We start from the raw sequence: 24,601 nt of genomic DNA, 5'->3' as shown, positions 1-24,601 counted from the left end.
GCGGCCGACCGCGACTTAACCGCATATTGGAGCGAAAAAATGGCTTTGACCACCGAGCAAAAAGCACAAATCCTGAAGGATTTTGCCCAGAAGGAAGGTGATACCGGTTCCCCGGAAGTGCAGGTTGCCCTGCTGTCCGAGAACATCAACCAGCTTCAGGGTCACTTCAAGGATCACCACAAGGATCACCACAGCCGTCGCGGCCTGATCCGCATGGTTAACCAGCGCCGTAAGCTGCTGGACTACCTGGCCGGCAAGAACCGCGACCGCTATCTGAAGTTGATCGAACGTCTGGGCCTGCGCCGCTAAGCAGGCCCCGGTGTGACCGGTGATTGAAACGGAAGCTCGGCCCGGTGCCGGGCTTCTGTTGTTTTGGGGGCAGGGTTATGATGCCCCGGCACGCGATGAAAAAGCGAAGAGACGAAAGACGAGACGAGAGACGAGAAGCGATATGTTCAATATAGTGCGTAAAGAGATTCAATACGGCGGCGACACCGTTATCCTGGAAACCGGGCAGATCGCCCGCCAGGCCACCGCCGCCGTGATGGTCACCATCGGTGACACCCAGGTGCTGGTCACCGTGGTCGGCAAAAAAGAAGCCGACCCCAACAAGCCGTTCTTCCCGCTCACCGTGAACTACCAGGAAAAGACCTACGCCACCGGCCGCATTCCCGGCGGCTTCTTCAAGCGTGAAGGTCGTCCCAGCGAGAAAGAAACCCTGACCTGCCGTCTGATCGACCGGCCGATTCGCCCGCTGTTTCCCAAGGGCTTCATGAACGAAGTCCAGATCGTGGCCACGGTCATGTCCTCGGACAAGAACCAGGATCCGGATATCGCCGCCATGATCGGCACCTCCGCCGCCCTGGCGATCTCGGGCATTCCGTTCAGCGGCCCCATCGGCGCGGCACGCGTGGGCTTCAAGGACGGCCTGTACCTGCTCAACCCGACCTATTCCGAGCTGGAAGAGTCCGCCCTCAACCTGGTGGTCGCCGGTACCGAAGCCGCCGTGCTGATGGTGGAATCCGAAGCCCAGGAGCTCAGCGAAGACCAGATGCTGGGCGCGGTGCTGTTCGGCCACCAGGAAATGCAGGGCCTGATCCAGGCGATCAACGAGTTCGCCTCCGAAGTGGGCACCCCCGCCTGGGAGTGGCAGCCGGCTGAAGAGAACACCGAGCTGAAGAATGCCATCAAGGGCAAGTACGAAGCCGCTCTGGCGGACGCCTACACCATCACCGACAAAATGGCCCGCCAGCAGAAAGTCGGCGAGCTGCGCGACGCCTGTGTGGCCGAGTTCGCCACCGAAGAAGACGGCGCGCCGGAAGCCGGTGAAGTGAAGGACCTGTTCGGCAAGGTGGAAAAGAACGTGGTGCGCGAGGCGGTGGTCTCCGGCAAGCCGCGTATCGACGGCCGTGCCCTGAACGCGGTGCGCCCGATCGAATGCAAGGTGGGCATGCTCAAGAAAACCCACGGCTCCGCGCTGTTCACCCGCGGCGAAACCCAGGCGATCGTCACCGCCACCCTGGGTGGCATGCGCGATGCCCAGTTCATCGACGCCCTGGAAGGCTCCCGCCAGGACCACTTCATGCTGCAGTACAACTTCCCCCCGTACTGCGTCGGTGAAACCGGCATGATCGGCAGCCCCAAGCGCCGCGAAATCGGCCACGGCCGTCTCGCCCGCCGTGGCGTCGAAGCGGTGGTGCCCGATGAGAAGCAGTTCCCGTACTCAATCCGCGTGGTGTCCGAAATCACCGAATCCAACGGCTCCTCCTCCATGGCGTCGGTGTGCGGCACCTCCATGGCGCTGATGGACGCCGGCGTACCGCTGACCGCCCCGGTGGCCGGCATCGCCATGGGTCTGGTCAAGGAAGAAGACGGCCGCTTCGCGGTACTGTCCGACATCCTCGGTGACGAGGATCACCTCGGCGATATGGACTTCAAGGTGGCCGGTACCGCGCGCGGCGTGACCGCTCTGCAGATGGACATCAAGATCGAGGGGATCACCGAGGAGATCATGGAGAAGGCGCTGGAGCAGGCCCAGGAAGGCCGGCTGCACATTCTCGGCGAGATGGCCAAGGCGATTTCCGAGTCCCGCTCCCAGGTGTCCGACAACGCGCCCACCCTGCTCACCCTGAAGATCAACCCGGAGAAAATCCGCGACGTGATCGGCAAGGGCGGCGCCACCATCCGCGGCCTCACCGACGAAACCGGGTGCACCATCGATCTGGAAGACGACGGCAGCGTGAAGATCTACGGCGAAACCCGTGAGGCGGCCCTGGAAGCCAAGCGTCGCGTGGAAGAGCTCACCGCCGAGGCGGAGATCGACAAGATCTACGAAGGCAAGGTCATGCGCGTGGTGGACTTCGGTGCCTTCGTGCAGATCATGCCCGGCACCGAAGGCCTGCTGCACATCTCCCAGATCGCCGAAGAGCGCGTGGAGAAGGTGTCCGACTACGTCAACGAGGGCGACATCATCAAGGTGAAAGTCCTCGACGTGGACCAGCGTGGCCGCATCAAGCTGTCCATGAAGGAAGCGAAGGAAAGCTGATTTTCCCTGGCTCCGTCAGTACTAAAAAGACCCGCTTAGGCGGGTTTTTTTATGCTCCGTCGAAAAAGACAACCGGGTTGCCATAGTTGGATCAATATCATAAGCTTGCTTACGATAAGTGCGCTTACTAAAGCGCGGATAGGCAGCCGGGAGACCTCGCGATGACCAAAGACACCATGGTCGGGCTCAACGTCCATGACGTGGCGCGTATGATCCGCCGCGACTTCGACCGGCGCGCCCGCGAACAGGGACTGACCCGCGCCCGCTGGCAGGTGCTCTGGCATCTGGCCCGCCACGAGGGCGTCCACCAGGCGGCGCTGGCCGAGATACTCGATGTGGCGCCGATTTCGCTGACGCGGCAACTGGAACGGCTGGAACAGGAAGGCCTGGTGGAGCGTCGGGGGGATCCTTCCGACCGGCGCCGGCGCCGGCTTTATCTCACCGAAGCGGCCACGCCGGCGTTGGAGCGGCTACGCCAACTGGCGGCGCTGACCCGCGAGCGGGCCTTCGACGGGCTGACCAGCGAGCAAATCGATACGTTCAGAGAGGTGCTGGAGGCGATGCGCGCCAACCTCTGTGATCGACCGGATCAGGGGGACGCACAGTGACCACAACGCAACGCAACCGGCGGCTGGGGATGGGGCTGGGCCTGTTGATCGCTCTGGCCGTGGTGCTATGGCTGATATTCGGCGGCCACCGCTACGTGACCACCGAAAACGCCTACATCAAGATCGACATGATCTCGCTGACCGCCGACGTCAGCGGCCCTCTGGTGGCGGTCAACGTGGAGCGCAACCAGCCGGTCCAGCGCGGCCAGGTGCTCGCCGAGGTCGACCCCCAGCCTTACCGCATTGCCCTGGCGGAGGCGCGCGCCGATCAGCGCGCGGTGCGTAACCGCATTCTTTCCGAGCGTGCCGACTATGCGCGGCTGCAGGCCCAGCGGGCTCAGGCGCGCCGTGACCTGAGCTACTACCAGCGGGAATTGCAGCGCTTCCAGGGGCTCGACAAGGTGGCGGTATCGCAATCCCAGTTGGAGGCGGCGCGGCAGAAGCGCGACAAGGCCCGGGCGGACGCGGAGGTCATCGACCAGCAACTCGCCAGCCTGCGCGCCAAGCTCGGCGGCGGGCCGGATGTGGCGGTGGAGGAGCATCCGGACTATCAGGCGGCCACCGCCAAGCTGGACCAGGCCGAATACGACCTGGCCCACACCCGCATCGTGGCCCCCGCCGACGGTATTCTCGGCGGCGCCACGCCGATGGTCGGTGAGCGCGTCAACGCGGGCGTGCCGGTGCTCACGCTGGCCCGCGACCGCTCCGCCTGGGTGGAAGCCAACCTGAAGGAAACCCAGCTCACCAACGTGCGTGAGGGGCAGACCGTGGAGGTGGTGGTGGACACCTATCCGGGGGTCACCTGGCGGGCCCGGGTGCGCAGCCTGAGCCCGGCCACCGGCTCCGAGTACGCGCTGATCCCGCCGCAGAACGCCAGCGGCAACTGGGTCAAGGTGGTGCAGCGGGTGCCGGTGCGGCTGCAGTTGCTGGATGTCGACGGCAAGCCGCCGCTGCGCTCGGGCATGAGCGCGGAAATCACCATTGATACGCAGGCGTCGCCGCTCGCCGACAAACCGTTGGCCGGCACGCCGGTGGCCGGCACGCCGGTGGCCGACAAACCGGTGGCCGCCAGCGGCGACCATGGCACGCCTTAACGACCAGCGCCTGGTCACCGTCAGCATCATGCTGGCGACGGTGATGCAGGTGCTCGACACCACCATCGCCAATGTGGCCCTGCCGCACATGCAGGGCAGCCTGTCCGCCAGTACCGACCAGATCACCTGGGTGCTGACCTCCTACATCGTGGCCGCCGCCATCATGACGCCGACGGTGGGGTTCATGGCCAGCCGCCTGGGGCGGCGCCGGCTGTTCCTCTGGTCGGTGGCCGGGTTCACGGTGACCTCCGGCCTGTGCGGGTTGTCCGCCTCGCTGGATCAGATGGTCCTGTTCCGCATCCTGCAGGGGGTGTTCGGCGCCGCGCTGGTGCCGCTGTCCCAGTCGGTGCTGCTGGACGCCTACCCGGTGGAAAAACACGGCCAGGCCATGGCGATCTGGGGCATGGGCGTGATGGTGGGGCCGATCCTGGGGCCCACGCTGGGCGGCTGGCTCACCGAGTGGTACAGCTGGCGCTGGGTGTTCTACATCAATCTGCCGTTCGGCTTGCTGGCGTTCGCCGGCATCTGGCTGAGCGTCAGTGAAACCGAAACCCGCAAGGTGCGCTTCGACATCATGGGGTTCGCCTATCTGGGCCTGGCCATCGGTGCCTTCCAGCTGATGCTGGATCGCGGCGAACAGGTGCAGTGGTTCGAAAGCTTTGAGATTCAGCTGGAAGCCGTTCTGGCTCTGCTCGGCTTGTATCTGTTCGTGGTCCATTCGCTGACCCGCAAGGACCCCTTTATCGATCCGGCGCTGTTCAAGGACCGTAATTTCGTCACCGGGCTGGTGTTCATCTTCGTGGTGGGGATCATTCTGCTGGCGACCATGGCTCTGTTGCCGCCGTTTCTGCAGCAGTGGAAAGACTATCCGGCGGTGACCACCGGCCTGGTGCTGGCGCCGCGCGGGCTGGGCTCCATGTTCTCGATGATGCTGGTGGGGCGCCTGATGCGCACCCGGCTGGACCCGCGGGTGCTGGTGATCACCGGGCTGCTGTTCATCACCTTCTCGTTGCACGAGATGGCCGGTTTCACGCTGGAGGTCAGCCGCAATACGCTGATCTGGACCGGGGTGCTGCAGGGGCTGGGCCTGGGGCTGGTGTTCGTGCCGGCCAGCGCGCTCACCTACGCCACGCTCAACCCGTCACTGCGCACCGAGGGCGCCTCGCTGTTTTCGTTGTCGCGCAACCTGGGCTCCAGCGTCGGCATCTCGATCATGACCGCCATGTTGTCGCGCAATCTGTGGATCAACCAGCAGCAGCTCGGTGAGCACCTGCAGCTCGCCCCCTGGCTGAGCCAGGGGCTGCCCATGAAAGAGATGGTGGGGAGCGTGCCGGCGGCGGTCTACCAGACGCTGTTGAGCCAGGCGGCGGAGATCAGCTATATGAACGATTTCCGCCTGCTGATGTGGATCAACATGGCGGCGATCCCGCTGGTGTTCCTGCTGCGCCACCAGCGGCGGGCATAAAAAAGGCGGCCCGAGGCCGCCTTTTTCCTTATCACAAAAGAGCCGCTATCCGCTGTCGCCGTTGTTCTTGCGGGTCTTGATCAGCTCGTCCACCACGCCCGGGTCCGCCAGGGTGGAGGTGTCGCCCAGGCTGTCCAGCTCGTCGGCTGCGATCTTGCGCAGAATGCGACGCATGATCTTGCCGGAGCGCGTCTTGGGCAGGCCGGGGGCGAAGTGAATCAGGTCCGGCTTGGCGATCGGGCCGATTTCCTGGGTGACCAGATCGCGCAGCTCCTTGATCAGCTCATCGCTGCCCTCGGCGCCGCGCATCAGCGACACATAGGCGTAGATGCCCTGGCCTTTGACGTCGTGCTGGTAACCCACCACGGCGGCCTCGGAGATGCTCTTGTGCAGCACCAGAGCCGATTCGATCTCGGCGGTGCCCAGCCGGTGCCCGGAGACGTTCAGCACGTCGTCCACCCGGCCGGTGATCCACCAGTAGCCGTCCTCGTCGCGGCGCGCCCCGTCGCCGGTGAAGTAATAGCCGGGGTAGGCGCTGAAGTAGGTGTCGATCATGCGCTGGTGGTCGCCGTACACGGTGCGGATCTGGCTCGGCCAGCTGGCCTTGATTACCAGGTTGCCGGAGGTGGCGCCTTCCAGTTCCTTGCCGTCCGGGTCCATCAGGCCGGGCTGTACGCCGAACATGGGCAGGGTGGCGGAGCCGGGCTTCAGGTCCACCGCGCCGGGCAGCGGCGCGATCATGATGGCGCCGGTCTCGGTCTGCCACCAGGTGTCGACGATCGGGCAGCGTTCCTCGCCCACCACCTTGTGGTACCACTGCCAGGCTTCCGGGTTGATCGGCTCGCCCACGGTGCCCAGCAGTTTCAGGCTGGAGCGGTCGGTTTTGGTCACCGGCTCGTCGCCCTGGCCCATCAGGGCACGGATGGCGGTGGGCGCGGTGTAGTAGATGTTGACCTTGTGCTTGTCCACCACCTGCCAGTGACGGGAGGCGTCCGGGTAGGTGGGCACGCCCTCGAACATCAGGGTGGTGGCGCCGTTGGCCAGCGGCCCGTAGACGATGTAGCTGTGGCCGGTGATCCAGCCCACGTCGGCGGTGCACCAGTAGATGTCGCCGTCCTGATAGTCGAACACGTACTTGTGGGTCAGGGCGCTCTGCAGCAGGTAGCCGGCGGTGGTGTGCACCACGCCCTTGGGCTTGCCGGTGGAGCCGGAGGTGTACAGGGTGAACAGCGGGTCCTCGCTGTCGACCCATTCCGGCTCGCAGTTCGCGTCCGCCTTGGCGAGCGCGTCGTGGTACCAGATGTCACGCTGGTCGTCCCAGTCGATATCGCCGCCGGTGCGTTCCACCACCAGGCAGGTGTGGACCGAATCGCAGCCGCTCAGGGCCTTGTCGGCGTTGGCTTTCAGTGCCACCACCTTGCCGCCGCGCACGCCTTCGTCGGCGGTGATCAGGGCGCAGGCGCCGGCGTTCTGGATGCGGTCCTTGAGGGCTTCCGGCGAGAAGCCGCCGAACACCACCGAGTGAATCGCGCCGATGCGGGCGCAGGCCAGCATGGCGTAGGCCGCTTCCGGGATCATCGGCATGTAGATCACCACCCGGTCGCCTTTTTTCACGCCGCGGTCCTTCAGGGCGTTGGCGAAGCGCGACACCTGCTCGAACAGTTCCTGGTAGGTGATGTGCTTTTCCTGGTCGGGCTCGTCGCCCTCCCAGATGATCGCGGTCTGCTGGGCGCGCTCGGGCAGGTGGCGGTCGACGCAGTTGTAGCAGGCGTTGAGCTTGCCGCCCTGGAACCAGGCCGCGCGGCCTTCCTTGAAGTCCCAGTCGCTGACCGTGTCCCAGCGGGTCTGCCAGTCGAGCAGTTGGTCCGCGCGCTCGGCCCAGAACGTATCGGGATCGTCGATGGATTGCTGATACCAGCGATCATAGGTTTGCCGATCCATCAGTGTCTGGCGTTTAAACGCCTCCGGAACCGGGTAGATCTTTTGCTCGGACATGTCAGCCTCCTTCGTACTGCCCGCTGATGTTTATTGTCTGGCCGCCCCGCCCTGAAGCCGCGGGGGTAATACGGCGCCGTATTATCGTGCCAACGGCGATACGCCTGGAATTAAACTATTGTCTAAAGACCGGCTTATCAAATGCCATTGAGGACAGTGTACCGCTAGCGGCGCTGGGAAAGGGACGTCTACTACCAAAGGCGAAGAGATGCGCGCGCGGGGAGGGGGTAGCATCAAGGGGCTGGATACAAAAACGCCGGCTCGAGGCCGGCGTTCAGGGCGAGGTGGTACAGGCGGCTCAGGCCACCTGCACCGGGATAGCGTTGCTGGTCCCTTTAACCTCGTTGCCTTCGTCCATGTAAATCAGACGGGGCTTATAATTGATCAACTCGGAGCTGGAATAGTTGGCGTAGGCGCAGATGATCACGCGGTGCCCGGGCTGCGCCTTGTGGGCGGCGGCGCCGTTCACGGAAATCATCTTCGAACCCTCTTCGCCGCGGATCGCGTAGGTTTCGAAGCGCTCGCCATTGTCCAGGTTGTAAATCTGGATCTGCTCGTATTCAAGGATGCCGGCCATGTCCATAAGACGGCCGTCGATGGCGCAGGAGCCTTCGTACTCAAGTTCCGCATGGGTGACGCGGGCCTGGTGCAACTTGGCTTTCAGCATGGTGCACTGCATGTTGGTACCTCTCTAAACAACCCTTGCACGGGCACTGAATAACGGCCGCTGACAGGGGGGCGGCAGTATGCATGAATCACCGGTCACATACAATAAACCGGTGGGGGGCACCCCGTGCCCTGAGCCGACGCTGAGAGCGGCATTATAGGGCAGTCTCAGCCAATTTCACGGTCACATTGTCGATCAATCTGGGACGCCCCAGGCGCGCCGCCGCCGCGACCACCAAAGAGCGGTCGCCGGGGCCGGCGGGGACCAGGCTGTCGGCGTTGGCCACGGTCACGTAATCGACATCAAAGCCGTGCCCGGCGAGCGACGCCGCCAGGCGCTGTTCCAGGGCCCGGTAGTCGCGTTCGCCGGCCTCGATGGCGCGCCGCGCCTCCTGAAGGTGCTGCTGGAGCAGCGGCGCTCTGGTGCGCTCCTCGGCGGTGAGAAAGCCGTTCCGGGAGCTGCGCGCCAGGCCGTCCGGCTCCCGGTCGGTGGCGGCGCCGATCACGCGCACCGGCATCAGCAATTCCGCCACCATTCGGCGGATCACCGCCAGCTGCTGGAAATCCTTCTCGCCGAACATCGCCAGATCAGGCTGAACAATATTGAATAATTTGCTTACCACCGTGGTCACGCCCCGGAAATGGCCGGGCCGGTCGGCGCCGCACAGATAATCGCCCAGGGCGTCCACGTCCACCCAGGTCTGGTTGGTCCCCAGCGGGTAGATTTCCTCCACCGGCGGGGCGAACGCCATGGCCACCCCGGCGTCGCGCAGCTGGGCGCAGTCCGCGTCCAGGGTGCGCGGGTAGGCGTCGAAGTCCTCATTGGGGCCGAACTGGGTGGGGTTGACGAAAATCGACACCACCACCTCGTCGCTGTGGCGCCGGGCCTCGCGCACCAGGCTCAGGTGGCCCTCGTGCAGGTTGCCCATGGTGGGCACGAAGCCCACCCGTTTTCCGGCCTGGCGCCACTGGCGCACGCGCTCGCGCACCTCGGCGACGGTATGCAGCAATTCCATGGTGATCAGAAGCAGTGCTGTTCGGCGGGGAACTGGCCGTCCTTGACGGCCCGGTCATAGGCGCGGAACGCCGCGGCCACATCGCCGCCGGCCTCCGCCATGAAGTCCTTCACGAAGCGCGCCGGGCTGGCATTGAGCCCGAGCATGTCGTGCATCACCAGCACATGGCCGTCGCACTCCGGGGCGGCGCCGATACCGGTCACCGGGATGTTCACGGCGGCGGTGATTTCCGCGCTCAGGGCGCGCGGCACGCACTCCAGCAGCAGCATGGCGGCGCCGGCCTTTTCCAGGGCGACGGCGGCCTCCAGCAGCTCGCGCGCGCCCTGCTCGTCCTTGCCCTGGACCCGGTAGCCGCCGAAGGCGTTGACCGCCTGCGGGGTCAGGCCCAGATGCACGCAGGCCGGGACGCCGTTGCGCTTGAGCACGGTGACCGCTTCGGCCAGCCAGGCGCCGCCTTCCAGCTTGACCATGTTGGCGCCGGCCTGCATCAGCGCGCCGCTGGCCTCGAGAATGCGCTCCAGCGTGGCGGCGCCCAGGAAGGGCACATCGGCCAGCACCAGGCTGCCCTGGTTGCCGCGGGCCACGCACCGGGTGTGGTAGACCATGTCGTCCAGGGTCACCGGCACGGTGCTGTCACGGCCCTGGATCACGTTGCCCAGGGAGTCGCCGATCAGGACGGCGTCCACGCCCGCTTCGCTGATCAGACGCGCGAAGGTGGCGTCGTAGGCGGTGAGCATGGAGAACTTCTCGCCGTCCTGCTTGCGCTTGTTGAGAGTGCGGATGGTAACGGGCATGGGTGTCTTCCCCCGGGAAACTGCGTTTAGACCAGCGGCCGGGGGTTAAAATAGTGGCGCCCGGTGCGGATGTCCAGCAACTCGGCCACCAGTTGCTGGTAGTCCGCGTCACCGCTGGCCAGGTCGATTTCCGCCGCGTTGACGATCAGCAGCGGGGCCCGGTCGTAGAAGTGGAAAAAGCGGGTGTAGGCGTCGTTGAGGCGGTCCAGGTAGTCCGGGTCGATGCGTTGCTCGAAGGCGTTGCCCCGTTTCAGCACCCGCTGGCGCAGAACCGGCGTGGGCGCCTGCAGGTAGATCACCAGGTCCGGCGCCGGGGCGTCGATCAGCATGTGCTGGTAGACGTTGTCGTAGAGGGCGAACTCGTCCTCGTCGAGATTCACCTCGGCGAACAGGCGGTTCTTGTCGACCAGGAAATCCGCCACCCGCGGGCCGGAAAACAGGTCCTGCTGGCGCAGCCCGCGCAGCTGGTCGGCGCGCTGAAACAGGAAAAACAGTTCGGTCTGCAGGGCGAAGCGGGCCGGGTCCTGATAGAAGCGGGTCAGAAACGGGTTGTCGTCGGCGCGCTCGAACAGGGTGTCGAAGCCGAAGGTGTCCGCCAGACGCTGGGCCAGGGTGGTTTTGCCGGCGCCGATGGGGCCTTCCACGGCGATGAAACGGGGCAGTTCGCCGTTGTCGCGCAGACGGTTAATGCGTTCGGTCAGCAAAGTGGTTCTCCTCCAGGCAGTGCAGGCGCTGCAGTGGCTGGGCGGCGACCGCAGGCCAATAGTCGGCCACCGGGGTGCCGTCCGGCAAGCGGCAATCGGGCAGCAGGTCGACCAGCGGGCCGATCACGAAGGCGCGCCGCGTGAGCTCGGGGTGGGGGACGGTGAGGCGGGGCAGGTCGAGGGTCCGCTGGTCCCATAACAGGATGTCCAGATCCAGGGTGCGCTCGCCCCAATGCCGGTGCCGCTCGCGGCCGGCGGCGTTTTCCAGCTGCTGCAAGGCGTCCAGCAGGGCCAGCGGGGCCAGCGTGGTTTCCAGGGCCGCCACCGCGTTGATGAAGTCGGGCTGGTCCTGGGGCCCCACCGGGGCGCTAGCGTAGAGATCGGAATGGCCCACCAGCCGGGTGTCGGGCAAGGCGGCCAGCGCCTCCAGGGTCCGGCACAGTCGCCGGCGGGGATCCGCCAGATTGCCGCCCAGCCCGATCACCACCATGCCTGTTCAGCCCTGGCTGTTGGCGGGTTTGCGCCGGCGCCGGCGGCGCTTGCCACCGCCGCTGGCGCCCTGGTTGGGGCCGAGCGCCTGCACCATCGCTTCGCGCTGGTCCTCGTCGGCGTCCTGGTAGCGCGTCCACCAGTCACCCAGGCCGGCGGGCAGTTCACCGGCCTGCTCGCGCAGCAGCAGGAAATCGTAGGCGGCCCGGAAACGGGGATGCTGCACCAGCGCCTCGGCGCGGCGGCCGCCACGGCGTGGCAGCCGATCCTGCAGGTCCCACATTTCCCGCATCACGGTGGAGAAGCGGCGCGGAATGGCGGTGTGCTGAACCTGCTGGTTCAGGGCCCAGCCGGCGGCCTTGTGCAGGGCCGGAGCCGGCGGCATGCCGTCGGCGCGCAGCTTTTCCAGGCGCGCCACGGTCACCGGCCACAACAGTACGGCGAAGATGAACGCCGGCGTCACCGGTTTATCCTGCGCCAGCCGCCGGTCGGTGTTGTCCATGGCGGCCAGAATCAGTTTCTCCCAGACCTTGCCCTGGGGGCCCTTCAGGCTGCGGTCGGTTTCCGGGAACAGGAAATGGAACAGGCCCAGGTCCTGCAGTTGCTGCATGGAGGCGCGGGCATGGCCGCTGAGGAACAGTTTCAGCACCTCGTCGAACAGCCGCGCCGGCGGCACCTGCAGCAGCAGCTCGGCCAGTTCGGGAATCTTGCGGCTTGCCTTCTGGTCCAGCCGGAAGCCCAGCTTGGCGGCGAAGCGGGCGGCGCGCAGCATGCGCACCGGGTCTTCCCGGTAGCGCTGTTCGGGGTCGCCGATCAGGCTGATCTCGCCGCGCTCGATGGCGCGCCGGCTGCCGACAAAGTCGTACAACGCGAAGTCGGCGATATTGTAGTAGAGCGCATTGATGGTGAAGTCGCGGCGCAGGGCGTCTTCCTCGATGCTGCCCCAGGTGTTGTCGCGCAGCACCAGCCCGGTCTCTTCGTGGGCGGAGTGCTGGTCGCGGTCGAGTTCCTGGTCGTCCCGTTGAAAGGCGCGGAACGTGGAGACTTCGATCACTTCGCGGCCGAAACGCACATGCACGATCTGGAAGCGGCGGCCGATGATACGGCTGCGCTTGAACAGGCGCTGGACCTGCTCCGGCGTGGCGTCGGTGACCACGTCGAAGTCCTTGGGCTCGCGGCCGCACAGCAGGTCGCGCAGGCAGCCGCCCACCAGAAAGGCTTGAAATCCCTGCTCGTGCAACCCATACAGCACATTCAGCGCCGCTCTGGAGATCTGCTTGCGGGAGATCGGATGCTGGTCCCGGGGTATGATCCGCGCCTCGGGCAGGGCGGTGCCGCCGCTGGAACCTTTGCTCGCCACGGCGGTCAATGTTCTCAGAGGGCGGCCAAGCAGGCGTAGCGGGTAGGTGACGATGCCGGCGAGCCGGGCCAGGGCCCAGGTAAGAATTGCGTCGGCCCAGACCACGGGCATGACAAGCCAGGTAAGGGCGCTTTTAAGCCTCGGTGAAAGGTTACGTGCCATTGAGCAAAAAACGTCCTGACGGAATGAAAGGCGGCATGGTAGCACTTTTTGCCACGGGCTGGTTATTCGATCTGGAGAAAGGGCGGGCGGTCCGCCGGGCGTAAGCGATATGGCGGGCCTGGAAAGTAAAAAGGGACCACAACCTCGGTTGTGATCCCCTATGCGCTGATTCTGTTGTTGTTATTGTTTGTGTTTTTTTCTGCCTTGCGCCATAACCAATTTTTGTTACGGCATCTTGTTTTGGCTCCAAGTTTATTCTTCTTCTTCTTTTCTTGTTCTTATTATGAGCCTTAACGCCGTTGTTGTTTTCCTTATGTGGCGTGGGATTCATAGTGCATGGATGGTTTTTCCATTGCAACAAGTTGTTAAACCCTTTCAAATCAAGCACTTATAAAAAAATGAAGAAATGTGAACAGTTATAAGCTCCGGCGCGGTAGCACACCTGTTACCGGCCTGTGTAGTAAGGTAACACTTCTGGGGTAACACCCCTCCCGGCCCCGTCCTGCATTGATTGAAACCGCAAAGGCAAGCACTGAAATTCACCGGCGGGTGCTCTTGCGGCGTGGAATGCCCAGGCGTTGCCGGCGTTCCCACAGGCTTTTGCGGCTGATCCCCAGCTTCTGGGCCAGCTCGGTCTCGGTCATGCTGTCCTGGTTTTCCAGTACGAAACGGGTGAAATAGTCCTCCAGGGACAGATCCTCGGAGGGGTCCAGGCTGGCCCGGCTGACCCGCTGCGGGGTGCGGTTGGGGTTCAGGCCCAGCTGCGCGGGGCCGATGCCGTCCTCCTCGGTGAGAATCACCGCCCGCTCGATCACGTTTTCCAGCTCTCGCACGTTGCCCGGCCAGCTGTAGGCGCGCATGGCGGCGAGCGCGGCGTCGGTGAAATACAGCGCGCCCCGGCTGAGCTTTTCGCAGCTGCGCGTCAGCAGGGTGGCGGCCAGCTGCTCGATGTCGTCCTCGCGCTCGCGCAGTGGCGGCAGCTCCAGCTCCATCACGTTGAGGCGGTAATACAGGTCCTCACGGAAGCGGCCGTCGGTGACCCGGGCCGGCAAATCCATCTGGCTGCTGGCGATCACGCGCACGTCCACCCGGCGCGGCGACAGCGAGCCCTGGCGGTGGATTTCCCCTTGTTCCAGCAGGGTCAGCAGGCGGCTTTGCGCCTCGTTGGACAGCTCGCCCACTTCGTCAAGAAAAAAGGTGCCGCCGTCGGCGTTCTCGATGCGGCCGGGCTGGCTGTCGCTGCCGAACAGTTCCTCCAGTTGCAGGGTCTTGGGCAGAGCGGCGCAATGCACCGTTACCAGCGGCGCGGCGGTGCGCTCGCTGTGCTCGTGCAGGGCGCGCGCAGTGAGCTCCTTGCCGGTGCCGGCCTCGCCGAGAATCAGCACCGGGGTGTCGGTGGGGCCGACCCGGCTGATGCGGTGCTTGAGATCGCGCATCGGCTCGCAGTCGCCGATCATGGAGCGGACCGGGTAAGTGCGCTCCATGTCCTGGCGCAGCGCCTGGTTGCCCCGGTTGATGCGGCCTTCCTTGAGCACCCGCTGCACCGACATCAGCATTTCGTCGTGATCGAAGGGCTTGGGAATGTAATCCACGGCGCCTTCGCGCATGGCGTCCACCGCCGAGCGCAGGCTGGCGTAGCTGGTCATGATCAGCACCGGCACCGGGGCCGCCAGCTCGATCAGCGCGGTGCCGGGCTCGCCGGGCAGACGCAGGTCGCTGATGATCAGGTCGCACTGGGTGAGGCCGTTCTCGCGGGCCTGCTCCACGGATTCCGCCTCAGCCACGGAGTGATCGTGCCGTTCCAGTAGTTTGCGCAGGGCGCCGCGAATCACCGGCTCGTCTTCAACGATCAGGATATGGCTCATGGTGCCGTTCCTTTTTTAATGCGTGCTCAAGGCGCCGGCGCTGAAGCGCGGCAGCTCGATGATAAAGCGGGTTCCACGGTCGCCGTCGATGGGGCTTTCCACCCACACCGTGCCGTGGTGGTCCTCGATAATACTGTAAACCAGCGCCAGGCCCAGCCCCGTGCCCCTGCCGGGCGGTTTGCTGGTGACAAACGGCTCGAACAGGGCGGCGCGCAACTCCTCGGGAATGCCGTGGCCGTGGTCCTCCACCTGGATGCGCACCTTGTCGCCGTGGTCTTCACTGAGCACGCGGATCGCGTCGCCCGCGTCGCTGGCGTCCGCCGCGTTGCCGAGCAGGTTGACGAACACCTGCAGCAGGCGCTGTGGGTCGCCGATCACTTCCAGATCCGGCGCGCACTGGTTCTCAAAGCGCTGCGCCCGATGGTCCGGGTCCAGCAGCAGCAGCGCAATGGCCTCGGCGGCGGTGGCGGCCACGTTCACCGGGCCCTGGATGGTATCGCGCAGGCCGCCGGAGTGGCTGAACGTGACCAGGGATTCGACGATGCGGGTGATGCGGCGGGTCTGCTCCATGATCTGGCTGGCGCTGAGGGTCTGCTCCTCGCGGTCGCATTCGCCGTCCAGGTTCTGCGCCAGGCAGGCGATGGCGGTCACCGGGTTGCCGATCTCGTGGGCCACGCCCGCCGCCAGCCGGCCGATTGATGCCAGGCGCTCGTTGTGGGCCAGGTGGGATTCCATCTGCCGCAGTTCGGTGATGTCCTCCAGCACCAGCACCAGGCCGCCGGCCTGCTCGCTGGGGCCCGGGCTCTGGATCAGTGACTTGTGCAGGCTGACCCAGCGGGACTGGCCGTCCACCTCCAGATGGCGCTGCGGCTCGTGCATCGCTTCGCCGCGCCCGAACTCCGACAGCAGGTCGCCCCAGGGCGCCGGCAGATGCGCCAGCCGCGAGCCGATGGTGTGCTCGGCGTCGATGCCGGTGAGGTGTTCCACCGCCCGGTTCCAGCCGATGATCTCGCCGTCGCCGCCCAGGGAAATCACGCCCATGGGCAGCTCCAGCAGGGTCTGGCGATGGAAGCGGCGCAGGCTGTCCAGCTCCGCGGCCAGGCCGGAGAGGCGGTCGCGGTATTGCTCCAGGCGCGATTCGATGAACTGGATGTCCTCGCTGGATTCGCCGTCCTGGGGCTTGTAGGGCAGGTTGTCGTCCATCAGCTGATGGGCCACGGACGGCCCCAGCAGGCCGGACAGGTTGGTCTCCAGCTGGTCACGCAGGCGCCGCAATGCATAGGGCCGTGTTTCGTTGGCATTCAATTGCAGGTCGCCGAGGGCCATGTCCACTTCCCGGGCGGCGGTGCCGGGCCCCAGCGGCCCGCTCAGCGCGGTCACGAATTCGTCCACGGTCTGGGCGCTGAGATCCCAGCGGTAGGGGCGGCGCAGGCTGTCCACCGCACAGGCTTCGGCGGCGGTGCGCTCGGCGCGGGACATGGGCGTGACGATGGAGACGATGGCGTACACGATACCGTTGAGCACCACCGACACGATCGCCACCTGGTTCCAGTGGTCGGCGCCTTCGGCCCGGCGCAGGCCGAACATTTCCACCAGATGCTGGGCGTGCCAGTCCGGGTACACCATGGGCAGCAGCAGCGCCGCCAGCCACACCGCGAAGCCGGCGCACAGACCGGCGTACAGGCCGTTGCGGTTGCCGGACGGCCAGAACAGGGTGCCGATCAGACCGGGCACGAACTGCAGCGCGGCGACGAACGACAGCACGCCCAGTTCCACCGCCGAATGATTGGGTCCGGCCAGGCGGTAGAACACATAGGCCAGGGCGAGAATCGCGGCGATCAGCACGCGCCGGGTCCAGAGCAGATTCCGGTACAGGTCCTGGGCGGAATTGAGCGGGCTGGCGGGCAGGATCAGGTGGTTCAGGCACATGCCCGACAACGACAGGATGGCGACGATCAGCATGCCGCTGGCGCCGGCCAGCCCGGCCAGATACCCCAGCACGGCGCCGCCGCCACCGTTGGCCAGGCCCACACCCAGAGTGAAGTAGTCCGGTGAGGTGGTGGCGTTGCTGGCCAGCGCCGCCCACAGAATGATCGGCACGCACAGCGCCATCACCAGAAACAGCAACGGCAGCCCCCAGCTCGCCGACACCAGGGCGCGGGGATTGAGGTTCTCGGTGAACGCCATGTGGAACATGTGCGGCATCACCACGGCGGACACGAAAAACGCCATGATCAGGCTGTGCCAGGTGTTGTCCTGCAGCGGCGCGTACAGGCGCGACAGCATCTCCGGGTGCTGATCCAGCCACACGCCCAGGCCGCTGGGCCCGTCGAACACGCCGAACAGGCCGATCAGCGCCACCGCCGCGAACGCCGCCACCTTGATCAGGGACTCGGTGGCGATGGCCACCACCAGGCCTTCGTGGCGTTCGCGGGCGGTGGCATGGCGGGCGCCGAACAGAATCGCGAACAGCGTGATCAGCAGGCAGAACCAGAACGCCACCCAGGCCGGGTCCGGCTCGCCGGTGAGAATCTGGATCGACTCCGCCACCGCTTTTATCTGCATCGACAGCAGCGGCAGCATGCCGACCACCATCATCACGGTGGTCAGCGCGCCGGCCAGGCGGCTGCGGTAGCGGAACGCGAACAGGTCGGCCAGGGAACTGAGCTGATAGGTGGTGGTGAGCCGCAGGATCGGCGCCAGCAGTATCGGCGCCAGCAGGAACACGCCGGAGATGCCCAGGAAGTAGGCGAGGAAGTTGTAGCCGTAGTCGTGGGCGTAGCCCACCGAGCCGTAGATCGCCCAGGCGCTGGCGTAGACCCCCAGGGAAAACACATAGACCGCCGGGTGGCGTACCAGACGCGCCGGAATCCAGCCTTTCTCGGTGATCCACGCCACCAGAAACAGAAACAGCAGGTAGGCGCCGGCGATCAGAATCAGATCGCTGACACTATAGGCCATCGACATCCCGACTCCTGGCGATCCAGTAGCTCAATGCGATCAGCCCCAGCCAGACCAGATAGGGGCGGTACCAGGCGCGGCCGCCTTCGCTCCACCAGTCGATCAGGGACGGTGACAACAGATAGGTGCCGAGAATAAAAATGATCAGCAGCCGGTCGGTGTACATGATCGCTTCCTAAATCGAGGGTGGCGGCAGCCGGCGCCCGCCGGGCTGATGGGCCGGCGTCCAGTTCGCGCGGGCCCAGGCCAGTTGCTCCGCCACGCCGGCGTCGCGCAGTGTCGGCGGCGGTGTCAGCCCCACATAGCCGAGAGCGGTGAACAGGAAGCCGCCGGGCCGTTCACTGTCGAGCGCGGCGGCGCCGGCGGACTTGCTCATCTTGCCGCCGGCCGGGTCCATCACCACCGGCAGATGAGCGTAGCATGGCGCGGCCTGGCCCAGGCACTCCAGCACCCATTGCTGGCGCAGGGTGGAGGCCAGCAGGTCGCTGCCGCGGACCACGTCGGTGATCGCCATTTCCGCGTCGTCCAGCGCGCACGCCAGCTGGTAGCCGAACAGCCCGTCGCGGCGGCGTATCACGAAGGCGCCGCCCTCCAGGGCCAGATCGGCGTGCACCCGGCCCTGCAGCCGGTCGTCAAGCCACAGCGGCGTGTCGGGCACCGTCAGACGCACCGCGCGGTCCGGCCCCCGCGGCTGGGCCACGGCGGGGCCGGGGTGAATGTGATCCAGGGCTTTCAGTTGTTTGCGCGACAGGGTGCAGTAAAACGCCTTGTCCTCCGCCAGCAGGGTGTCCACCGCCCGCTGATAATGATCGCCACGCCGGCTTTGATAGACCGGGGCGCCGTCCCAGTGCAGTTGAAAGGCGTCCAGTTGTCGCAGGATGGTGTCCACCGCCCCCGGTTGCTGGCGGGGCGGGTCCAGATCGTCGATGCGCAGCAGCCACTGGCCGCCGTGGTAACGGGCGTCCAGCCAGCCGGCCAGCGCCGTTACCAGCGAGCCGAAATGCAGCGGCCCAGATGGCGTGGGGGCGAAGCGCCCCCGGTACGGCCGGTTCACCCGGCCAGCTGTTTTTCCTTGATTTCCGCCAGTTCCTTGCAGTCGATGCAGAGCTCGGCGGTGGGGCGGGCTTCCAGGCGGCGGATGCCGATTTCGATGCCGCAGGCATCACAGAAGCCGTAATCGTCCTTGTCGATCTGGTCGAGCGCTTTTTCGATCTTCTTGAGAAGCTTGCGCTCGCGGTCGCGGGTGCGCAGCTCCAGAGCGAATTCTTCTTCCTGGGTGGCCCGGTCGGCCGGGTCCGGCAGGTTGGCCACTTCGTCCTGGAGGTGGTGCATGGTGCGGTCGGCTTCCTCCATCAGTTCCTGGCGCCAGGCCAGCAGAATCTGACGGAAATGGGCGCGCTGTGCTTCGTTCATGTACTCCTCGCCTTGGTTGGGCGTGTAAGGCGTAAAACCATGAATGAGCGTTTCCGCCTTGGAGGCGGAGGATGCGGATTTCTTCACCTTGGATGTCACCTGATTGGAAGATGGAGAACGGGACGGCGGCCTGTCCATGCTGCCGGTAGCCCTCCTGGCGGTCCCCGGGGAACGCGTGCTGCTCGGTTGGGCGGAGGCCGGACGATTGGGGTTCGTGGCCGGCGCGGCGGTAGCCTTCCGAGCGGTGCTTTTCTTCGCCGCCGCCTTTTTGGCGACGGGTTTGGCGGCTTTGCCGGCGGCGGTTTTTGCCGGCGCCTTTTGGGCCGCGCTCTGTTTGGCCGGTGCTTTCGGCGTTGTCGCGGATTTAGCGGTCGCGGTTTTCTTCACGGCGGCTTTCTTCGCCGTGGGCTTTTTCGCGGCGGTCTTCTTCACTGCGGCCTTTTTGGCCGCCGGTTTGCTCGCCGGCTTTTTGCTGGCGGCTTTCTTGGCCGGAGCGGCTGCGGCTTTTTTCACCGTGGTCTTCTTCGCCGCCGGTTTCTTTACCGCGGCTTTTTTCGCGGTCGCCTTTTTGGCGGCCGCTTTGGTAGCGGTGGTTTTCCTGGTGGGGGCGGCCGTGGCGCGTTTCGGGGTGGTCTTGGCGGCGGCTTTTTTAGCCGGGGCCTTCTTTACGGCCGCTTTCTTGGCGACCGCTTTTTTAGCCGTCGTCGTTTTCGTGGTGGCTTTTTTGGAAGCCGCGCTGCCCGCCTTGCTGGCCGTTTTCTTCTTGCTCTTGCTACCGGTGGCCATTTTGATCAACTCCCTTAACATAGTCACGACTCGCTACCTAAGAGCCCAGATCCCTGCAGGCGACAGCCGCCCTTGCACAGGGCCGCCCAATCCAGGACAGATAATAGTGTAACCTTCGACCTTACCGCTTTATTGCAAGCCTTGTCACTATTCAGCACAGTCGCGGTTTTTCCGGCGAGATTCGCTGTTGGCGCGGCTTGCGAAGCGGGGGCGTTCCCTTGCCCGCGCACGCATTGCGTGGCGAAACCACGGGATTATAACGACACCCAGGCCACAGGAAAGGGGTTTTTCTTGAACCGTCCCATCTTGTCTCATCTTGCCGAACAGGCGCCGCCGTTTCATGTCATGGCGTTGCTGGAGCGGGCCCAGGCCCTGGAAGCCGCCGGCCACGACATCCTGCACCTGGAAGTGGGCGAGCCGGATTTTCCCTGCGCCGCCCCGATCATGGACGCGGCGCGGCGCGCCCTGGACCGCGGCCAGACGCGCTACACGCCCGCCGCCGGGCTGCCCGCGCTGCGCGAAGCCATTGCCCGGGACTACCGTGATCGGCTCGGCGCCTCGGTGAGCCCGGCCCAGGTGGTGGTGACGCCGGGCGCTTCGGGAGCGCTGCAATTGATTATGGGCGCCCTGTTGAACGCCGGCGACGAGGTGCTGCTGTGTGACCCGGGCTACCCCTGCAACCGCCAGTTCGTGACCCTGTTCGGCGGCGTGCCCCGCCCCCTGCCGTTGAGGCCCGAAGACGGCTTCCGGCTGACCGCCGACACCCTGGAGGCTGCCTGGACCGAGCGCACCCGGGTGGCGATGGTGGCCAGCCCGGACAACCCCACCGGCAACCGCACCGACGGCGCCGGGCTGGCGGGCCTGGCCCGCGACTGCAGGGCGCGCTGCGGCACCCGGGTGGTGGACGAGATCTATCAGGGGCTCTGTTACGGGGCGCCGGCGGATACCGTGCTGCGCCACGGCGACGAGGCGGTGGTGATCAACAGCTTCAGCAAGTACTTCGGCATGACCGGCTGGCGGCTGGGCTGGCTGGTGGCGCCGCAAGCCTGGGTGCCGGCCATCGAGCGGCTGGCGCAGAACTGGTTTCTGGCGCCGTCCACGGTGGCCCAGCACGCCGCCATGGCCGCCTTCGGCGAGGAGAGCCTGGCGATCGCCGAGCAGAGGCGCCAGCTTCTCGACCGGCGCCGCACCCTGCTGATGGAGGCCCTGCCCGGCATGGGCCTGCCGGTGGTGGGCGGCGCCGAGGGCGCCTTCTACCTGTATCTGGATGTGAGTGCGCACACCGACGACAGCTTCGCGTTCTGCCGGGACCTGCTGGAACGCACCGGGGTGGCGCTCACGCCGGGGCTGGATTTCGGCGCCCACCATCATCCCGAACGCTATCTGCGACTCGCCTATACCTGCGAGGAAAGCCGCCTGCACGAAGCCCTTGAGCGGCTGCGCGCCTATCTGGAGAGACCGTGAATTTTGATCCCCCTCTGCGCGAGGTGACGCTGCTGCGCCGCTACAAGCGTTTTCTCGCCGATGTACGTCTGCCCGACGGCAGCGAGACCACGGTGCACTGCCCCAACACCGGCTCGATGAAAAACTGCGTGCTGCCCGGCCAGGAACAGGCGGCGCTGATCTCCGACAGCGGCAACCCCAAGCGCAAATACCGCCACACCCTGGAAGCGGTGCGGGTGGCGCACGGTTACTGGGCGGGGGTGAACACCGGCCGCACCAACGCTCTGGTGGCCGAGGCGCTGAGCGCCGGCCGCATCGACGGCCTGTCCCCGGCGGACGGCGTGGAGCGCGAAGTGACGTTCGCGGAGAGCCGCTTCGATCTGGCCCTGGGCGAGCGCGCCGCGCCGCACACCTTTATCGAGGTCAAGAACGTGACCCTGGGGCCGGCACCGGGCGAGGTGGACAGTGGCGAGATTCGTTTCCCGGACTCGGTGACCGAACGCGGCCAGAAGCATTTGCGTACCTTGATGGCCGCCGCGCGGGAGGGGTACCGGGCGGTGCTGTTCTTCTGTGTACAGCATGGCGGCGCCCGTTCCGCCGGGCCCGCCGACGATGTGGACCCGGTGTACGGGCAGCTGCTGCGGGAGGCGGCGGGCGCCGGGGTGGAAATCCTGGCCTGGCGCACGCGGATGAGCACCGGCGAATTCGTGCTGGATGCGCCGGTGCCGGTGGTGCTGCCCTGACGGTGTCAGTGCTCGAGCAGGCGCTGCATGGTGGCCAGCTCCTGCTCGAGATCATTGATGTGGTCCTGCCAGTAGCGCGGCGAGTCGAACCAGGGAAACGCCAGCGGGAACGCCGGGTCGTCCCAGCGCTGCGCCAGCCAGGCGCTGTGGCGCAGCATGCGCCGGGCCCGTAGCGGCTCGATCAGGCGGCGCTGCTCCCAGGGAAACGGCAGGAAGGTTTCATAGCCCTCGGACAGGGTGCGCAGTTGCTGGCTGTTCTCCTCCGCGTCGCCGGAGAGCAGCATCCACAGATCCTGCATGGCGGGGCCGCGCACGCTGTCATCCAGATCGACGAAGTGGGGCAGGTCGTCGCGCCACAGAATATTGCCGGTGTGGCAGTCGCCGTGCACATTGATCGCCTGCCAGGTGATCCCGTCCAGCCGCCGCTCCATGGCCTCGATCAGCGCCCCGCCCAGGTCCCGGTAGCGCCCCGAGAAGTTGGGGTCGACCACGCCCTGATTGACGTAGTCCACGGCGGCCCGGCAGTCGGCGATGATGTCGATGGCCGGGCGGGTCTGGAAGGGGCGGTCGTTGCCGGCCGCGTGCCAGCGGGCCAGGGTGCGGCCCAGCACCAGCAGGTGGTCGGCGTTGTCCAGTTCCGGGGCATGGCCGCCCTGGCGCGGGAACACCGTGAAACGGAAGCCGGCGTGGTAGAACAGGGTCTCGCCGCGGTCGTTGGCCAGGGGCGCCACCACCGGCAGTTCCTGCTCGCGCAGGAAGCGGCTGAAGGCGTGCTCCTCGAGAATCTGGGCGTCGCTCCAGCGCTGCGGCCGGTAGAACTTCACCACCACCGGCGTGGTGTCTTCCAAACCGACCTGATAGACCCGGTTTTCGAAGCTGTTGAGCCCCATCAGTCGGCCGTCGGTGACGAAGCCGGCGCTGTCCACGGCGTCGAGAATCACGTCCGGGGTGAGGGCGTCGAACGGATGGGTGGAGCCTTCCTGGTCGGTCATGACGAATGCTCGGTTAAGCGGTGGCTTCGGCGTTGCCCACCCAGATTTCCCCGTCGCGGACGTCCAGCGGTACCGCGGTGAGGCTGTCGCCGCTGCAGGGGCCGGACAGACAGGCGCCGTTTTCCGGTTCAAACAGGGCGCCGTGGTTGGCGCACACCAGAAAGCGGCCGTCGTCGTCCATGAACTGGTCGGGCATGAAGTTCAGTTCAATGCCCAGGTGCGGACACCAGTTCAGGTACGCATGGAACTGGCCGTCGAATTTGACCACGATCACCGACTGCTCGCCGACCATGAATTCCCGGGCGCTTTCCTCGCCGATGTCCTCGGTTTTGCAGACTGCTTGCATGGCTCCCCCTTTTTTATTCGCCCAGTACCTGCTTGCGCACTTCCAGATGCGCCTCGGCGGGGAGGCGCGGGCCGAATTCGGTGACCAGCCGCGAGCTGGCGGCGGCCGCCAGCCGGCCGGCGGTGGCGTGATCATGGCCGTGGGTGAGGGCGTACAGATACGCGCCGGCGAACATGTCGCCGGCGCCGTTGGTGTCGATGGCTTTAACCGGCGTCGCGTCGACCTGGTGGACCCGCTCGCCGTCCCAGATCAGCGCGCCTTCCGCGCCGCGCGTCATCACCAGGGCGCGGCACAGCGGCTTCAGCGCCTCCAGCGCGGCCTGCGGGCTGTCGGTGTCGGTGTAGCCGAGGGCTTCCGCCTCATTGCAGAACAACAGGTCGACGCCGTCGCCCAGCATTTCCGCCAGGCCGTCGCGGAAGAACTGCACCATCGCCGGATCGGAGAACGTCAGCGAAGTGCGCACGCCGTGCTTTTCCGCCAGCTGGCGCAGACGGACGGCGGCGGCGCGGGCGCTGTCGGAGCTCACCAGATAGCCTTCCAGGTAGACGAACTCGGAGGCGGCGATGGCGTCTTCGTCCAGTTCCTGTTCGCCGACCGACTGGGAGATGCCCAGAAAGGTGTGCATGGTGCGTTCCGCGTCCGGTGTGATCATCACCAGGCATTTGCCGGACACACCGTCCTCGCGGGTGCCGGTCATGTTGGTGTCGACGCCGGCGGCCTGCAGGTCGCGCACGAAAAAGTCACCGGTGTCGTCGGCGGCCACCTTGCAGGCGTAGTAGCCACGGCCGCCGAAGTGGCGTGCCGCCACCACGGTATTGCAGGCGGAGCCGCCGCAGGTGTGCTTGTGGGGTTCGGCTTCGCCGGCCAGCGCCGCCACCAGCTCCTGCTGGCGCGCCTCATCGACGAGCGTCATCAGGCCCTTGCTCAAATCCAGACGGGTCAGGAATTCATCGGTTACTTCCACTTCGGTATCCACCAGGGCATTGCCGAGGGCGTAAACGTGGTATTTCTTTTCCATGCGGACTCCGGGCCGGTTAACAAAAGAGGCCATTATGGTGGCGCCGACCTCCTATGCCAAACCGGGTTTGCCCGCCCGGTGACTGTGACGCCACTCATAAAGACACCGATAACAGTGTAAAACCGGGTGTTCTTGC

The 24,601-nt window shown here is 65.8% G+C and carries 23 protein-coding genes; 8 read left to right on the top strand and 15 right to left on the bottom strand.

What is annotated here, in order from left to right; all coding sequences use genetic code 11:
* Window positions 1-39: 39 nt before the first annotated feature.
* The 5 genes from rpsO (at window position 40) to ACEQZD_RS04405 (ending at window position 5,712) form a co-directional block, all read left to right on the top strand.
* Window positions 40-309 (top strand): 30S ribosomal protein S15, encoded by a 270-nt coding sequence (gene rpsO, locus ACEQZD_RS04425; RefSeq protein ID WP_067610763.1) that lies wholly within the window; start codon window positions 40-42, stop codon window positions 307-309.
* Window positions 310-451: 142 nt separating this feature from the next.
* Complete coding sequence (gene pnp, locus ACEQZD_RS04420) at window positions 452-2,545, top strand: polyribonucleotide nucleotidyltransferase (protein ID WP_370184265.1); 2,094 nt, start codon at window positions 452-454, stop codon at window positions 2,543-2,545.
* A gap of 161 nt (window positions 2,546-2,706) precedes the next feature.
* Window positions 2,707-3,153 carry a MarR family winged helix-turn-helix transcriptional regulator gene (locus ACEQZD_RS04415; protein ID WP_142948314.1) on the top strand — a complete coding sequence of 149 codons (447 nt, stop codon included), beginning with the start codon at window positions 2,707-2,709 and terminating at the stop codon, window positions 3,151-3,153.
* Window positions 3,150-4,247 carry an HlyD family secretion protein gene (locus tag ACEQZD_RS04410; protein ID WP_370184263.1) on the top strand — a complete coding sequence of 366 codons (1,098 nt, stop codon included), beginning with the start codon at window positions 3,150-3,152 and terminating at the stop codon, window positions 4,245-4,247. Before ACEQZD_RS04415 ends, ACEQZD_RS04410 begins: the two co-directional genes overlap by 4 nt.
* Window positions 4,234-5,712, top strand: coding sequence for a DHA2 family efflux MFS transporter permease subunit (locus tag ACEQZD_RS04405; protein WP_335629182.1), 1,479 nt, complete (start codon window positions 4,234-4,236; stop codon window positions 5,710-5,712). Before ACEQZD_RS04410 ends, ACEQZD_RS04405 begins: the two co-directional genes overlap by 14 nt.
* Window positions 5,713-5,757: 45 nt before the next feature.
* Here ACEQZD_RS04405 and acs read toward each other — a convergent pair whose 3' ends face one another.
* The 12 genes from acs to dksA all read right to left on the bottom strand — a co-directional run bounded on the left by acs (window position 5,758) and on the right by dksA (window position 19,137).
* Window positions 5,758-7,707: an acetate--CoA ligase gene (gene acs / locus ACEQZD_RS04400; RefSeq protein WP_335629181.1), complete on the bottom strand. Its 1,950-nt coding sequence runs from the start codon at window positions 7,705-7,707 to the stop codon at window positions 5,758-5,760.
* Window positions 7,708-8,005: 298 nt separating this feature from the next.
* Entirely contained in the window at window positions 8,006-8,386 is a 381-nt protein-coding gene (panD, locus tag ACEQZD_RS04395) for an aspartate 1-decarboxylase (RefSeq protein WP_067612187.1), read from the bottom strand.
* A 142-nt stretch (window positions 8,387-8,528) separates the two neighbouring features.
* Complete coding sequence (gene panC, locus ACEQZD_RS04390) at window positions 8,529-9,389, bottom strand: pantoate--beta-alanine ligase (protein WP_370184260.1); 861 nt, start codon at window positions 9,387-9,389, stop codon at window positions 8,529-8,531.
* Between the two features lie 5 nt (window positions 9,390-9,394).
* Window positions 9,395-10,183, bottom strand: coding sequence for a 3-methyl-2-oxobutanoate hydroxymethyltransferase (gene panB, locus ACEQZD_RS04385; protein ID WP_370184259.1), 789 nt, complete (start codon window positions 10,181-10,183; stop codon window positions 9,395-9,397).
* Window positions 10,184-10,209: 26 nt separating this feature from the next.
* Window positions 10,210-10,887: a deoxynucleoside kinase gene (locus ACEQZD_RS04380; RefSeq protein WP_370184257.1), complete on the bottom strand. Its 678-nt coding sequence runs from the start codon at window positions 10,885-10,887 to the stop codon at window positions 10,210-10,212.
* Complete coding sequence (gene folK / locus ACEQZD_RS04375) at window positions 10,868-11,377, bottom strand: 2-amino-4-hydroxy-6-hydroxymethyldihydropteridine diphosphokinase (protein WP_142948319.1); 510 nt, start codon at window positions 11,375-11,377, stop codon at window positions 10,868-10,870. Before folK ends, ACEQZD_RS04380 begins: the two co-directional genes overlap by 20 nt.
* Before the next feature lie 6 nt (window positions 11,378-11,383).
* A complete protein-coding gene (gene pcnB / locus ACEQZD_RS04370) occupies window positions 11,384-12,847 on the bottom strand; it encodes a polynucleotide adenylyltransferase PcnB (RefSeq protein ID WP_142948320.1) in 1,464 nt (487 codons plus the stop codon).
* A 590-nt stretch (window positions 12,848-13,437) separates the two neighbouring features.
* Window positions 13,438-14,763, bottom strand: a complete 1,326-nt coding sequence (locus ACEQZD_RS04365) for a sigma-54 dependent transcriptional regulator (protein ID WP_142948321.1) — start codon at window positions 14,761-14,763, stop codon at window positions 13,438-13,440.
* 15 nt (window positions 14,764-14,778) lie between these two features.
* Window positions 14,779-17,724: an ATP-binding protein gene (locus tag ACEQZD_RS04360; RefSeq protein ID WP_370184302.1), complete on the bottom strand. Its 2,946-nt coding sequence runs from the start codon at window positions 17,722-17,724 to the stop codon at window positions 14,779-14,781.
* Window positions 17,714-17,890 (bottom strand): hypothetical protein, encoded by a 177-nt coding sequence (locus ACEQZD_RS04355; protein ID WP_185956885.1) that lies wholly within the window; start codon window positions 17,888-17,890, stop codon window positions 17,714-17,716. Before ACEQZD_RS04355 ends, ACEQZD_RS04360 begins: the two co-directional genes overlap by 11 nt.
* A gap of 9 nt (window positions 17,891-17,899) precedes the next feature.
* On the bottom strand, window positions 17,900-18,778 hold the full coding sequence (gluQRS, locus tag ACEQZD_RS04350; protein ID WP_335629179.1) for a tRNA glutamyl-Q(34) synthetase GluQRS: 879 nt from the start codon (window positions 18,776-18,778) through the stop codon (window positions 17,900-17,902).
* Complete coding sequence (gene dksA / locus ACEQZD_RS04345) at window positions 18,775-19,137, bottom strand: RNA polymerase-binding protein DksA (RefSeq protein ID WP_228547840.1); 363 nt, start codon at window positions 19,135-19,137, stop codon at window positions 18,775-18,777. Before dksA ends, gluQRS begins: the two co-directional genes overlap by 4 nt.
* A 136-nt stretch (window positions 19,138-19,273) precedes the next feature.
* Between dksA and ACEQZD_RS04340 the strand changes: the two genes are divergently transcribed.
* The 3 genes from ACEQZD_RS04340 to sfsA all read left to right on the top strand — a co-directional run bounded on the left by ACEQZD_RS04340 (window position 19,274) and on the right by sfsA (window position 22,109).
* The gene (locus tag ACEQZD_RS04340) at window positions 19,274-20,035 is read left to right on the top strand and encodes a hypothetical protein (protein ID WP_370184251.1); all 762 of its coding nucleotides are present in this window, start codon (window positions 19,274-19,276) and stop codon (window positions 20,033-20,035) included.
* 179 nt (window positions 20,036-20,214) lie between these two features.
* Window positions 20,215-21,387 carry an aminotransferase class I/II-fold pyridoxal phosphate-dependent enzyme gene (locus ACEQZD_RS04335; RefSeq protein ID WP_370184249.1) on the top strand — a complete coding sequence of 391 codons (1,173 nt, stop codon included), beginning with the start codon at window positions 20,215-20,217 and terminating at the stop codon, window positions 21,385-21,387.
* Window positions 21,384-22,109: a DNA/RNA nuclease SfsA gene (gene sfsA / locus ACEQZD_RS04330; RefSeq protein ID WP_142948325.1), complete on the top strand. Its 726-nt coding sequence runs from the start codon at window positions 21,384-21,386 to the stop codon at window positions 22,107-22,109. Before ACEQZD_RS04335 ends, sfsA begins: the two co-directional genes overlap by 4 nt.
* 5 nt (window positions 22,110-22,114) lie before the next feature.
* On the opposite strand, the gene ACEQZD_RS04325 is transcribed toward sfsA, so the two are convergent.
* From ACEQZD_RS04325 to ACEQZD_RS04315, 3 genes are read right to left on the bottom strand one after another with little or no spacing between them, the layout of a single operon-like run.
* Complete coding sequence (locus ACEQZD_RS04325) at window positions 22,115-23,101, bottom strand: serine/threonine protein kinase (RefSeq protein ID WP_335629177.1); 987 nt, start codon at window positions 23,099-23,101, stop codon at window positions 22,115-22,117.
* Window positions 23,102-23,114: 13 nt separating this feature from the next.
* A complete protein-coding gene (locus ACEQZD_RS04320; RefSeq protein WP_142948327.1) occupies window positions 23,115-23,447 on the bottom strand; it encodes a Rieske (2Fe-2S) protein in 333 nt (110 codons plus the stop codon).
* Between the two features lie 13 nt (window positions 23,448-23,460).
* Window positions 23,461-24,465 (bottom strand): adenosine kinase, encoded by a 1,005-nt coding sequence (locus tag ACEQZD_RS04315; protein WP_194854891.1) that lies wholly within the window; start codon window positions 24,463-24,465, stop codon window positions 23,461-23,463.
* Window positions 24,466-24,601 lie beyond the last annotated feature (136 nt).

Origin of the sequence: Alloalcanivorax sp. (assembly GCF_964221125.1) — a bacterium.
In the GTDB taxonomy this organism is placed as follows: Bacteria; Pseudomonadota; Gammaproteobacteria; order Pseudomonadales; family Alcanivoracaceae; genus Alloalcanivorax; species Alloalcanivorax venustensis.
This window is presented reverse-complemented; position numbering and strand designations above follow the sequence as displayed.

Excerpts from the sequence above, each read along its gene's own strand:
- rpsO (WP_067610763.1), top strand. The coding sequence starts at position 40 with ATGGCTTTGACCACCGAGCAAAAAGCACAAATCCTGAAGGATTTTGCC.
- pnp (WP_370184265.1), top strand. The coding sequence starts at position 452 with ATGTTCAATATAGTGCGTAAAGAGATTCAATACGGCGGCGACACCGTT.
- ACEQZD_RS04415 (WP_142948314.1), top strand. The coding sequence starts at position 2,707 with ATGACCAAAGACACCATGGTCGGGCTCAACGTCCATGACGTGGCGCGT.
- ACEQZD_RS04405 (WP_335629182.1), top strand. The coding sequence starts at position 4,234 with ATGGCACGCCTTAACGACCAGCGCCTGGTCACCGTCAGCATCATGCTG.
- acs (WP_335629181.1), bottom strand. The coding sequence starts at position 7,707 with ATGTCCGAGCAAAAGATCTACCCGGTTCCGGAGGCGTTTAAACGCCAG.
- panD (WP_067612187.1), bottom strand. The coding sequence starts at position 8,386 with ATGCAGTGCACCATGCTGAAAGCCAAGTTGCACCAGGCCCGCGTCACC.
- panC (WP_370184260.1), bottom strand. The coding sequence starts at position 9,389 with ATGGAATTGCTGCATACCGTCGCCGAGGTGCGCGAGCGCGTGCGCCAG.
- panB (WP_370184259.1), bottom strand. The coding sequence starts at position 10,183 with ATGCCCGTTACCATCCGCACTCTCAACAAGCGCAAGCAGGACGGCGAG.
- folK (WP_142948319.1), bottom strand. The coding sequence starts at position 11,377 with ATGGTGGTGATCGGGCTGGGCGGCAATCTGGCGGATCCCCGCCGGCGA.
- pcnB (WP_142948320.1), bottom strand. The coding sequence starts at position 12,847 with ATGCCCGTGGTCTGGGCCGACGCAATTCTTACCTGGGCCCTGGCCCGG.
- ACEQZD_RS04365 (WP_142948321.1), bottom strand. The coding sequence starts at position 14,763 with ATGAGCCATATCCTGATCGTTGAAGACGAGCCGGTGATTCGCGGCGCC.
- ACEQZD_RS04360 (WP_370184302.1), bottom strand. The coding sequence starts at position 17,724 with ATGGCCTATAGTGTCAGCGATCTGATTCTGATCGCCGGCGCCTACCTG.
- ACEQZD_RS04355 (WP_185956885.1), bottom strand. The coding sequence starts at position 17,890 with ATGTACACCGACCGGCTGCTGATCATTTTTATTCTCGGCACCTATCTG.
- dksA (WP_228547840.1), bottom strand. The coding sequence starts at position 19,137 with ATGAACGAAGCACAGCGCGCCCATTTCCGTCAGATTCTGCTGGCCTGG.
- ACEQZD_RS04340 (WP_370184251.1), top strand. The coding sequence starts at position 19,274 with ATGCTGCCGGTAGCCCTCCTGGCGGTCCCCGGGGAACGCGTGCTGCTC.
- ACEQZD_RS04325 (WP_335629177.1), bottom strand. The coding sequence starts at position 23,101 with ATGACCGACCAGGAAGGCTCCACCCATCCGTTCGACGCCCTCACCCCG.
- ACEQZD_RS04320 (WP_142948327.1), bottom strand. The coding sequence starts at position 23,447 with ATGCAAGCAGTCTGCAAAACCGAGGACATCGGCGAGGAAAGCGCCCGG.
- ACEQZD_RS04315 (WP_194854891.1), bottom strand. The coding sequence starts at position 24,465 with ATGGAAAAGAAATACCACGTTTACGCCCTCGGCAATGCCCTGGTGGAT.